This window comes from Mucilaginibacter sp. P1_A3 (assembly GCF_056406855.1).
Window position 1 is genome coordinate 141,608 of record NZ_JBFTZJ010000010.1, and the last position, 11,797, is coordinate 153,404.

Here is an 11,797-nt window from a genome sequence, read left to right on the forward strand (position 1 = left end):
TCTTTTATACCTGTTATACCTAAATTAATGATACGGTATAACTTAAAAATTAGTTAAGCTGGCGTTTGAAAGCTCTTCCTATTACTAAAACTATGATAGCTAACAAACCCGCAATAATTATTCCCGATACTACCCCTTTTACCTTACCTACTTTATTAACCGTTAATGGTAACACCGGCTTATCAATGACTTGTATGAGTGGCATCTCCTGCCTTAACGAAATTTTTGAAATCTCTAAATTCTTCACAATTTCACTATATATTGCTGTGCTTGCTTGTACATCAATTTGTTTTTTTTGTGATGGAACCCTAAGAGATAGTAGTGAAGGATTTGCATTAGGGGAAGCGTCGATGGCCGATGCAACTCCACTTATTGAAGAATTTAAGACTATCTTAACGCTATCTGCTTGTTTCTGCAAAATAGAAACATCCTGATACGCTTTTTTGGTTTTAGTTTGAATATAAAAGTTGTTGACATTTTCAACTAACTTATTTGTAAATTCTTTGGCAAACAATTCATCATTTGCAACTACTTCTACCTTGATAATATTTAGTTTTTTATCCGGCTTACTTACGTTCAAAACCTTTTTATTGAAAATATCAACCAAATCTGTTATAATACTATCCTGTCTCCGATTAAACTTTTCAGCATCGCCCTTAAAAGATATACTATCAATATTGTCTTTGTTCTTCCACCTCTCACGTAATTTATTGTTATGAATATATCTTTCAATAAGCGTTTGATTTTTGTTATTTATAATTACTTCAGTTAAAAGTGTTTTTTTTATCATTGTTCTGGATTTATATAATTCCAGTATGTTGTCGCCTTCAAATATTCCGCCTCCACCTCCACTACCCAGATTTATTCCGGCCAGACTTGCCAGGCCAGCATATTGCCCAAGCCCACCTCCTTTTCCTGATTCTTCTAAAACAAATGTGCAAACAGCCGTATAAGTATTTTTTTTATAAATTGAATAGCAAAATCCGACAATACCCCCTATCGCAGAAATAGTAAATATTAATAACCATTTACTTTTAACATATTTTATTGCCGATATAGTCTTAGTAACTATAAACTTTACAGATACTTCATCCGAATTTCCACCAATATTTTCCTGATCCTCTATATTCATAAATTTAGTCTTCTAATGGCCGAGTGAATCTTTTATCTATTTATTCAAACTTAAAATCCCCAGAATAATAGCACCCAAAGAAGCTAAACCTGTAGTAAACCCTAAAATGGTTTGAGCTGTGTTACCCTTGCTTTCAGATTTTTTAGGAACATATATTTCGCTTCCGGGTTTAACCGAAGGATGGCTGTTAAAAAACAAGAACTTCCGGGTACCTTTAACCGTTCCGTTTGGATATACTACATACGCGCCTCTTCTTAGTGCGTCAGGGCCATATCCACCAGCGTTGTATACAAAGTCATTAAACGATTTTGAACTTTCGTAAACTACGGCGCTTGGATAAAGTACCTGCCCGTTAACCCGAACTATCTGTTGCTGTTTTGGGACTCTTAAAACATCGCCATCCTCTATAAGAAGATCAATTTTTGAACCAGGTGATTTTAATATACTGTTAAGATCAATACCTACATAATTGTTGCGCTGTTGCGCATCACCTGTATTGGTTGAATCTTTATAGGTTCTTTTAAGCCTTTCAAATTTAGCTGTTCTTTCAAGCGCAAGGGCTACAGTATCAGCCTTGTTTTTATCAACTCCTAATATGGCAATGTTTTCTCTTTTTAAAGAGCCTCCTTCAACATCGGCCGATGCGGTAAGACCTCCGGCACGGGCTACAAGGTCTGATATTTTTTCATTCTTGTTTTTTATAGTATAAGATCCGGGATATAGAACTTCGCCTTCTACTTTTACTGTTTTTTGCTTTTCATATCCGGGTAAACTATATATCGAAACAATATCAAACGGGTTCAATATAAAGTTTGCCTCAGCAGGTTTTAAAGGGCCATCTATATTAACACTAAATACCTGAGCTACAGAACTGCTTTTGGATGATGGATCAGCATCAGAAATCCTCCTGGCTACTTCAATGCGTTTTGTGCTCGCTCCTTCTGCAAAACCGCCGGCCTTTAATATCAGATCCTCCACTTTCATGTTTTCTGAGAAAGCAAACTTTCCGGGTTTCCTTACACTGCCATTAATAGTAACGATGTATTTGTCGCGTAAATCAAAAATCGACGATATATTAATAATGTCTTCGCGCTGCAACGGGATGCTCACCGTTTTATTCATTACATCTTTTACACTAAAACCTATCATTTCAGTGCTATTATCAGGCTTTAGGCGGGTAATTGTACCCCTATCTGTAAAAGCATCTTCTTTTAACCCAGCGGCTTTTTCTATTAACTGGTATAAAGTTAATCCGTTTTGCAGCTCATAATCCCCAGGTTTAAAAACGGCTCCATTGATTACAACCCTGTTTTCAAACCTATTGATAACAGATTCAATGGTATACTTATCTCCTCTTAAAGGAATATAATTCTTGTAATCGGCTTCTAAAACATCGGTAATTTTTCTTTGCTGATCACTTATCTGTGAAACTTTTATGCGTGCAGTATAAGCGCTATCTGTAAATCCACCGGCATAGCTTAATATATTTTCAAGGCTCTCACCGGGTAAAACCTCAAATAATGCCGGTATTTTAATCTGCCCTGCAAGCTCAACCCTTGTTCTGTAGGTAGGTACGCGTACAATATCCTGATCTTGTAATGAAATATTATTTTTTTGATCGCCTTTTACCAGGAAATCATAAACATCAAGATGCCTTATTATCCGGTTATTCCTGATGATTTCAATTTGCCTTAAACTTCCATTATCATTTGGGCCGCCGGCCGTATATAACGCGTTAAAAACTGTAGCAAGCGATGGCAACGTATAGGTTCCCGGTTTTACAACCTGGCCAATAATAATAACCTGTATGCTGCGTATATTGCCAAGTGTTACCTGCACACTTGTACCACGCCCAATGGCATAGTTATTTGCAGCAAGCTTATTTTTTATGAGTGAGGTGGCTTGTTCAATGGTTTTACCCCCAACGTTTAAAATGCCTATTCCCGGAATGTTAATGTTACCTTCTGGTGAAACATCCAGTTTCCAGTTTACTAATGAACTGCCATACACATTTATATTAAGCTGATCATTAGGGCCTAATATATAATTTAACGGCGTGGCCAGCTTCAGGTTAGGTTCAAATGAGCTGTTCTTATTTTTAAAAATGTCCGCACCGAAAATTTTAGGTTTTAGGTTTTCAAAAATATCTTTTCCGGTATATGATGTATCAACGCGGTCCGGCTTATAATTAAGCCGCCTGCCTGTTGTGGCATCAACGGTATCAGCCCTATTATGTGATTGACCTCCATTTTTAGCTCGCAGATCTTTTATACGGGTTTGTAATTTTTGAACCTGGGCGCTTGACATTCCCCTGCTTTGGGCTTGTTGTAATAATTCGGCATCACTTAATCCTGCGTTTTGCGCCTGCTGAATCAATTGGGCTATTTGCTGATCAGAAAGATCATCAACATTAATAGAAGAAATATTTTGAAGAGCAGTTTGAGCCGAGACTGTTTTAATTGCGCCACAAATAATAATGAGGACAATCAAAAGTACCCGAAAGTTAAGTTTATTCATAAGTAAAAAAGCCATTAGGGCATAAAAAATAACACTCCAATAAATGATATTATTTTTTGCAAAAGTAAGTCAAATAATTATTTATTAAGAACTATGTAAGTTCTTTTAGTTTGAGGTTAATTATGAGTTAATGCTTCTGTAATAAAAGCCATGATAATTAATTAAAATAATAAGTGAGATTGAGCCTTGCATGTAAATTAAAGCTTGCGCCGTTTCTATACTCGTAATTTAAGGAGTAAACAGGGGTAACTTCTGCAGAGAGCAGGTAGTTTTTCAATCTTATATTCGTGTAAAAGGTGCCTGAAAGATCAACCCAATGCAAATTATATATACCGGTACCGGCAAAGGCACTGTAATAAAGATCATTGTTATGTAACTGCCTTTCAAGGGTTATGCCATAGGAGTTTAAATTTTTCAGGTAACTAAAGTCAAGTATAAGGCTGTAACTTCCCGGTCCAATTCCGGCTCCTATATATCTGCCATCATTGGTATAACCATCCCTCGGATTGGTAAGGTGTTCATACCAGGTAGGCTCATCCCTTAATAAATACGTTGGTGCTCTTTGCAATTGAGTTATTTCGGTTTTAATTTGTAAAAAATCGTTCTTACCAAGGTCAAACAGTTTTCTGCCACCAAGGGTGTAAGCCGTTGAGTGTTCGGGCTCCTGTAAAAAATCATTAAAGCCGCCTGATCTGTCATTCCTGGCCCATTCAAAATAAATCTCTGATTTATAGAACGGTAAAAGTTGCCTTATATTAAATGCATATGCAAAATCCTGTCCGTCGCCATGTGTAGCATTTGAAATATCATTTGCTTTTAAAGATGAGCCGGTGATTACCGGAAATGTTTTACGGATAATATTTCTTTGGCGATAGGTAGAATCCTTATCAAGATAATCATAGCTTGTAAAACCAAGATATAATCCTTTTAACCATTTGGGCTGCCAGTTAACAGTTAATGCCGATATATACCTGGTAACTTTAGGTTTAGGATTATAGAGGCCGGTGCCATAAATTAATTTACTTACATCATCAGGCGCATATCCTGATTGTTTTAAGTTGCCGCCTATTAATTGCCATTCAAACGAGCCGATGATTGTTTTAACCGGTTTTGCAGAATTAAATGTCCAGTGTAAAAAGCCCGGCGCGGAGTTACTCATCATAATGGAATTTTTTATGCCTGGCCCCCACCAAAGATTTTCGGTCGAAACTCCGGCTTCAACACTATTGTAATTCAAGGTGATTTTTGATTGCCCTGGGTACAAATGAGTTATTGATTTATTTCCGAACCTTTCTGGAGCATCTATCCCGTTTATAGTACTAAAATAAGCAGCCATCAATGCCGGGGAATTATTATTAGCCTGTAAATCGGCAAAAGTATTAAATGCCTTATTTTGAGCATACACCAATTCTGGTTTAAGTTGAATTTTTAATATTCCCGCTGTTATTAAAAAACCACCGCTGATGAGGCTTTGATAACCTTTATTAGGATATAACGAAGCATTATTATATCCGTAGGGCCTATTTACATTATACTCATTTAACCAATTAAAGGGAAGTACTTGCACTCCGGACGGCACCCCCATAAGCTTAAACTTTAAATATTGTTTACTTGCCACCAGGTTCTGTAAAGAAGAGTCTGGCCCATTCTTATTCCATTCACGACTAACAGGACGAATGGTAAAGGAAATTGGATTATCGGTTTTACCTAAAATTTGGTCTCTCCTTGCAATATCTTCAAGGTAATTACCAACCGGAATAGTTTGAGAATAACTCTTCATACTTATAGTAGTAAAGAGTAAGAGGCAAATTATAAGATATAAATTTTTCACGGATAAGACTATAGGGTTTAAGGATAATAAAAACGTAATTGTTTACTTCAAAGTATATCTGGCTATCAATTCGACCTTATTATTTACTTAAAAGAGCACAATAAAGTAAAATGCCGTAATCTACTTTCACAGCAAAATAGCTGTTTTTTTTCCTTACATGCGTCGGATATATGACATAATAACAAATATATAATATTTACTTCATGTAATAATTACACTTAGGTACAAACCCTATACGAACGACCTATCTAATTCGCTACAACTTTTTAATAATATAATTCAGGCAGATATTAATCGCCTTCTTTTCCTATTGAGTATAACCTCCAAACAGCTTTTTTCAATTAATAAAAAAAACATTTGGAGGTAACAAATTTGTCATTACCTTTATCAAAGAATAGAACAGAACAGAACAACCAATTCTAACCAAAAAATCATTATGAAAAAAAAAGTACCACCTAAAAAACTGGGCATGTATTTACTATGCTTTATTTTGCTGCTGTGTTATCAGCAGGGTTTTTCCCAACAAAAAAGAAGCATCTCGGGCCATGTAACAGATGAACACGGCCAGGCCCTTCCCGGAGTAAGTATTTTGCTTGATGGAACCGCTCAAGGTACAAGCACCGATGCGAACGGATTTTACAAGATCAGCGTTCCTGAAATCAACGCAAAACTTTCCTTTTCCTTTATCGGCTATTTGAAAAAAATAGTCGTGGTTACCAAAGACTGGAATGGAGACGTAACCATGGCCCCGGATAAAGCCTCGGGAAACCTTGGCGAAGTAGTGGTGATTGGCTACGGTACCAGGAAAAAAGCCAACCTCACGGGAGCCGTAAGTACCATTAAAGGTACCGAACTGGAAAAATCGCCTGTTGCTAACGTATCCAATACGCTTGCAGGCGCTGTACCGGGACTGATCGTAAACACCCGGAGCGGCGAACCCGGCGCCGACGACGCCAGTATCCTTGTGAGGGGAAAGGGAACCCTTGGAAACACCAGCCCACTGATTGTGATTGATGGAATTCCTGATCGTGGTTTTAATCGCTTAGATCCTGCGGATATTGAATCCTTTACTGTGTTGAAAGATGCCACGGGCTCTATTTATGGCGCCAGGGCGGCTAATGGTGTAATTTTGATAACCACCAAAAGGGGAACAACAGGTAAAACCACCTTATCATTTACTTCCAATTTTTCTATGACGCAGCCTACCCGCGTTCCAAAAATGCTGAGTTCATGGCAGTTTGCGCAATCTGCAAATGAATATGACGACTTGGTTGGCCAGCAGCATGAATATACAGCTGATGATATTCAAAAATACAAAGACGGTACCGATCCGCTTGGCCACCCTAATACCAGTTGGTGGAATGCGGTTATGAGAAACTGGGCAACGCAAACCAATAACGTGCTTACCTTAAGGGGCGGTTCGGATAAGGTGAAATACTATATCTCGGGTCAGCACCTGTTTCAAAACAGTATGTATAATAGCGGAGCAGACTATTATAAAAACGACAATGCCCGGGCCAATATTGACATTACGGCTACCGACAACTTTAAGATTGGCGTGGACGTGATGTACCGTGATGAATTTAAAAATGGTGAAGCTCCAGGTTACGATGCCAATGGGATATTTAATCAGCTTTGGGCAGCCTATCCATATTTGGTTCCGGTTTATCCCAACGGTAAAGTAGGCGTTGGCATTGGCGGGGGCCCGCAAAACAGCATGGTTTATGTATTAAATGGCGGCTTAGGTTACACCCACAACAATTATGATTTTTTACAAACCAAAACATCGTTTAACTGGGCATTACCGAAAATTACGCCAGGGCTGCACCTGGATGGTTACTTTGCGTATGACGTAAACTCCAACCAGTATAAAGGATTCAATGCATTGCCCCCACCTGCTTATAGTTATAATAAAACAACGGGCAATTATGATGAGGTAACTTCTACCATTCCGCCTAATTTATCGATAACCAATAGTCAAACCGTAAGCAGGCTGATTAATATTAAATTAGGTTACGAGCGCAAATTCCAGAAACATGGTATTGAAGCATTTGTAGCCTACGAGCAGCAGCAGCAAACTTATACAGAGCTGGATGCTTACAGAACCGGTTTCCTGAGTAATAACGTAACCGAATTATTTGCAGGCAGTACTGTTGGCGAAACCAATAATTCTATTACTACACAGTTTGCCCGTCAAAACTTTATCAGCCGGTTATCATATAATTATGACGACAGGTACCTGCTGGATTATAACATGCGCTATGACGGTTCTCCCAACTTTCCGGCAGGCAAACGCTTTGGCTTCTTCCCGTCCGTATCTGCAGCATGGCGGATCTCGCAGGAAGGCTTCTTTCACTCATCAGTTATTGACGACCTGAAACTGAGGGGATCATGGGGAAAAACAGGTAATGACGCGGTTAATGCCTTCCAGTATATCCAAACCTATGGCCTTCAGGCCGGGCAAATCTCACAGTATTTAGGAGCCGGATACTATTTTGGGCCAAATGCAACGCAGGTGCCAGGCTTCTCTTTAGGTCCGGCCCCTAACTCCAATATCACTTGGGAAGTGGCTACTACAACCAACCTGGGGCTTGATGCACAATTATTTAAAGCATTTTCGGTTAGTGTAGATGTATTCCGCTCTTCACGTAACAACATTTTGGTAAAACCAAGCGCGGCTGTACCTGATTATGCTGGCCTTACCTTACCGGATGTGAATTTGGGTAAGGTTAATAATAAAGGCTTTGAAATTGATCTGGGCTATAGTAAAACGGTTAGTAAGGATTTCTCCTTCAATGTTAACGGAAACATGACCTATGCGGTTAATAAGGTAATCTACGGCGCCGAGCCTTTGAATGTTCCGGGCTATCAGAAGGTGACCGGTTATTCTACAGATTCATATCTTTTATACCAGGCAGATGGTATTTTTCAGAACACTGCTCAGTTGAATGCCTATCCTCACCAAAACGGCACAGGAGTGGGCGATATCAAATATAAGGATGTTAACGGCGATGGTGTGATCAATGATCTGGACAAGGTTAGGAACACCCTATCCAACACCCCGCAGCTACTTTATGGGCTTACCTTAGGTGGCAAGTATAAAAACTTCGACTTTACCATATTTTTCCAGGGACAGGCAAAGGCTCAGGCTCTTTTAATGCCCAATGGTTTAAATATGGCCGAGCAATTTTTTACAGGTCGCTGGCAAAAGGAGGGTGACAATACCTATCCCCGTACTTTTAATGGCCCCACCGAAAGAACCTTTGGCTCCAATGCATACCCATCAACCTATTGGTTGCGCAGCGACGCCTTCCTTCGTTTAAAAAATGTGGAGATAGGCTATAGTTTTTCAAAGGAGCTACTAAGCAGGATCAAAGTAAAGGCTGCGAGGATATTTGTGAGCGGGAACAACTTGTTTTCGATTGATAAATTCGGACCCTCTTTTGATCCCGAAAGTGCTTCGAACATAAGTTCTTTATTAAACCCAGGCTCCTCCTTAAATTATGGCAGGACGTATCCGCAGCAACGGATCATCAATCTTGGCGTAAATGTTACATTTTAAATGATTTGTGTGATGAAAAAAATATATACAATCTTTAGTTTGACACTATTATTTTTTACGGGGATATCCTGTAAAAAAGTGCTCGACCTGCAGCCCACAAGCTCCTTTTCAACCAACACGGTCTGGACTGATCCGGCTCTTATACAGGTATTTGTTAACCAGATCTATAAGGAATCGGTATTCGCTTTTAAAGATGGCGGCTTTGGATGGGGTTCGCAAACAGATGAGCTGTACAGCAACTTTAACTGGTGCCACGAAAACACCTATATCATGGGCCAGGCTACGCCCGATAACCAGGGTAGCTCTTTCCCTTTAAATTACAGCTCTACGCTGAACTATTGGACAACCCTGTACAGTACCATCCAGAAAACAAACCAATTTTTTCAAAATGTGGTACAGGCAGATACTGTTGGCCATGGCGCGCAGCTCAATAATATGAAAGGTGAGGTTCATTTTTTAAGGGCACTATGTTATTTTGAGTTATTAAAGCGTTTTGGCGGTGTCCCACTGATCACCAAAGTTTATACGGCTAATGATAACACCTTTAACGAATCAAGGGCCACATGGGACCAGACAAGGGATTTCATCCTCACCGAGATTAGCGCTGCCGCTGCGGCTTTACCCAAAACCTATACAAATAACAGCGATTATGGTAAAGCAACCCTGGGTGCCGCGCTTGCGCTCAAATCGCGCCTGTTGCTGTATGCCGCAAGTCCTACTTACAACACTACAAATGATGTAAGCCGGTGGCAGGCTGCTTCCGATGCGGCTAAGGCTGTTATCGACCTTGGCTTGTACTCCCTGCACGGAAACTCATCTACCTACAATACCATTTTTACCGACTTCTTTAACAGCGAAGTAATTTTCTCGCGGGTATTCAATGCTACAGTTCAGGAAGACAGGTACAACACGCTTTATCGTGACCTTAGTCCGAACGGATACAATGGATATAGCGCCTACAACGTGCTGGAGCAAATGGTCGAAGACTTTGACATGGCAGATGGAACCCCGTTCAGCTGGGCTACTAATGGCGCAAACCCGTACCAGAACCGGGATCCCCGTTTTTATGCAGATATCCTGTTTAACGGTTCACCTTTCCAGGGCCGTGGCGCACAGTTTTATGAAGGAGGGCTTGACTCCAAAGGGAGCAGCTTATCTCCATGGAACGCTTCAAAAACAGGTTACACCATGAGAAAGATGGTTGACGAAAGCTATAATTTTAATATCCAGCCATACAGCGCATGCCAATGGGTGTCGTTCCGTTTGGCCGAGATATATTTAAATTATGCAGAGGCACAGCAGGCGCTTGGCAATAGCGGGCAGGCATTACTTTGCCTCAATAAGATTAGGGACAGGGCCGGGATGCCTGCAGTGACAGCAGCAGGAACTGCTTTAACAGACGCAATACGCCATGAACGACGCATAGAGCTGTGTTTTGAAGGGCACCGCTATTTTGATATTCGCCGTTGGGGAATAGCTGAAATTGGCTCAAAAGATGGTTTGGGTATTACCATTACACCTACCTCATCCGCCAATACCGCGTTCACTTACAAGGTAATGACCATGCAAAAACGGACATGGGTACCTTCATTCTATTATTACCCAATTCCCCGTAAGGAGATCCAGATCAATCCTAACCTGAAACAAAATCCAAATTATAATTAAAACAAAAGGTGCATAAAAAAAGGCAGCTACCATGCTGCCTTTTTTTTCTTACTTTGGCTAAAAACTACACGTATTTAATGGACAGAATTTTTGAGGAAATAAGAAAGCTGGCAGAAATCCCATCTTATTCAAAGCATGACCGGTTTGTTCAGGGAATTATCAATTCTATCGACGAAAAAATAATCGGTCAGGACGAAATGCTGCCATCGGTAAATAAATTAATCAAAGAGCTTGGTTTTTCAAGGGAAACCATTGTTAAAGGCTACAAGGACCTCATCAGTCGCGGAATTGTAGAAGCTAAGAACCGTTTGGGTTATTTTGTAGGCAACGGCAATACCGGGCAAACATTAAACGTGGCCTTGCTGATGTATAACCTCGATACCTTTGAGGAGCAGTTTTACCGCAATTTCAGGCATGAACTGGGCCATAATGTACAGCTAACCACTTATTTTCACCACGGAAATATTGAGATTTTTGAAACTATCCTGCTCCAGATTAAAGGCAAATACGGTATGTATGTGGTGGCGCCTATACCCCACCCCAAAACTAAAGAACTGTTAGAAAATATTCCGCGTAATAAATTCCTGATGTTTGACCGTTACGAACAGCTGGATGGTGAATTTAACCACATCACCCAGGAGTTTGGCCAAACCTCTTATGATATTTTTTCAAAGCTGGCCCCGAAAATAAGTCAGTTTGATGAGTTTATATTTTACCATTCCCAAAACTCCTTAGATCCAAAGGAGATTGTTCAATCATTCAAAAAATTCCTGACAGATTTTAACATCAAAGGCCGGATTGAAGAAGAATATCAGCCAGGCTCCGTTGAAAAAGGGAAGGTGTATTTTACGCTGGACAACTTTGCGCTGTGGCAGATCATGCGTGATTGCAAAACTCAAAAACTCAAACCAGGGAAAGATCTGGGCGTTTTATCGCACAATGATGAACCGGCTAAAGAGATCATCGGCATTACTACCTTTTCAGCCGACTTTTCAAACATGGGAAAAATAGCGGGTGAAGTTGTTTTATCTAAAGAAAAGATACAACTAACCGTCCCTATGATATTATTTGACAGGCTAACGCTTTAGGC

General features: G+C 39.9%; 6 protein-coding genes. 3 read left to right on the top strand and 3 right to left on the bottom strand.

The genetic code is table 11. The annotated features are described in order from the left end of the window. Positions 1-49: 49 nt before the first annotated feature. The 3 genes from AC1D0K_RS21910 to AC1D0K_RS21920 all read right to left on the bottom strand — a co-directional run bounded on the left by AC1D0K_RS21910 (position 50) and on the right by AC1D0K_RS21920 (position 5,429). On the bottom strand, positions 50-1,132 hold the full coding sequence (locus tag AC1D0K_RS21910; protein ID WP_477397286.1) for a lipopolysaccharide biosynthesis protein: 1,083 nt from the start codon (positions 1,130-1,132) through the stop codon (positions 50-52). A gap of 36 nt (positions 1,133-1,168) precedes the next feature. Continuing rightward, the gene (locus tag AC1D0K_RS21915; RefSeq protein WP_477397284.1) at positions 1,169-3,649 is read right to left on the bottom strand and encodes an SLBB domain-containing protein; all 2,481 of its coding nucleotides are present in this window, start codon (positions 3,647-3,649) and stop codon (positions 1,169-1,171) included. 157 nt (positions 3,650-3,806) lie between these two features. Next, positions 3,807-5,429, bottom strand: coding sequence for a capsule assembly Wzi family protein (locus AC1D0K_RS21920; protein WP_477397282.1), 1,623 nt, complete (start codon positions 5,427-5,429; stop codon positions 3,807-3,809). A 487-nt stretch (positions 5,430-5,916) separates the two neighbouring features. On the opposite strand from AC1D0K_RS21920, the gene AC1D0K_RS21925 reads away from it, so the two are divergent. From AC1D0K_RS21925 to AC1D0K_RS21935, 3 genes are all read left to right on the top strand, one after another. Continuing rightward, a complete protein-coding gene (locus AC1D0K_RS21925; RefSeq protein ID WP_477443089.1) occupies positions 5,917-9,042 on the top strand; it encodes a SusC/RagA family TonB-linked outer membrane protein in 3,126 nt (1,041 codons plus the stop codon). Positions 9,043-9,054: 12 nt separating this feature from the next. Further along, a complete protein-coding gene (locus tag AC1D0K_RS21930; protein ID WP_477397277.1) occupies positions 9,055-10,707 on the top strand; it encodes a RagB/SusD family nutrient uptake outer membrane protein in 1,653 nt (550 codons plus the stop codon). Positions 10,708-10,784: 77 nt separating this feature from the next. Continuing rightward, positions 10,785-11,795, top strand: a complete 1,011-nt coding sequence (locus AC1D0K_RS21935) for a winged helix-turn-helix domain-containing protein (protein ID WP_477397275.1) — start codon at positions 10,785-10,787, stop codon at positions 11,793-11,795. The last annotated feature ends 2 nt before the right edge of the window (positions 11,796-11,797 follow it).

What these genes read in the sequence shown, in the direction of transcription:
- AC1D0K_RS21910 (WP_477397286.1), bottom strand. Translation starts at nt 1,132, where the DNA reads ATGAATATAGAGGATCAGGAAAATATTGGTGGAAATTCGGATGAAGTA.
- AC1D0K_RS21915 (WP_477397284.1), bottom strand. Translation starts at nt 3,649, where the DNA reads ATGAATAAACTTAACTTTCGGGTACTTTTGATTGTCCTCATTATTATT.
- AC1D0K_RS21920 (WP_477397282.1), bottom strand. Translation starts at nt 5,429, where the DNA reads ATGAAGAGTTATTCTCAAACTATTCCGGTTGGTAATTACCTTGAAGAT.
- AC1D0K_RS21925 (WP_477443089.1), top strand. Translation starts at nt 5,917, where the DNA reads ATGAAAAAAAAAGTACCACCTAAAAAACTGGGCATGTATTTACTATGC.
- AC1D0K_RS21930 (WP_477397277.1), top strand. Translation starts at nt 9,055, where the DNA reads ATGAAAAAAATATATACAATCTTTAGTTTGACACTATTATTTTTTACG.
- AC1D0K_RS21935 (WP_477397275.1), top strand. Translation starts at nt 10,785, where the DNA reads ATGGACAGAATTTTTGAGGAAATAAGAAAGCTGGCAGAAATCCCATCT.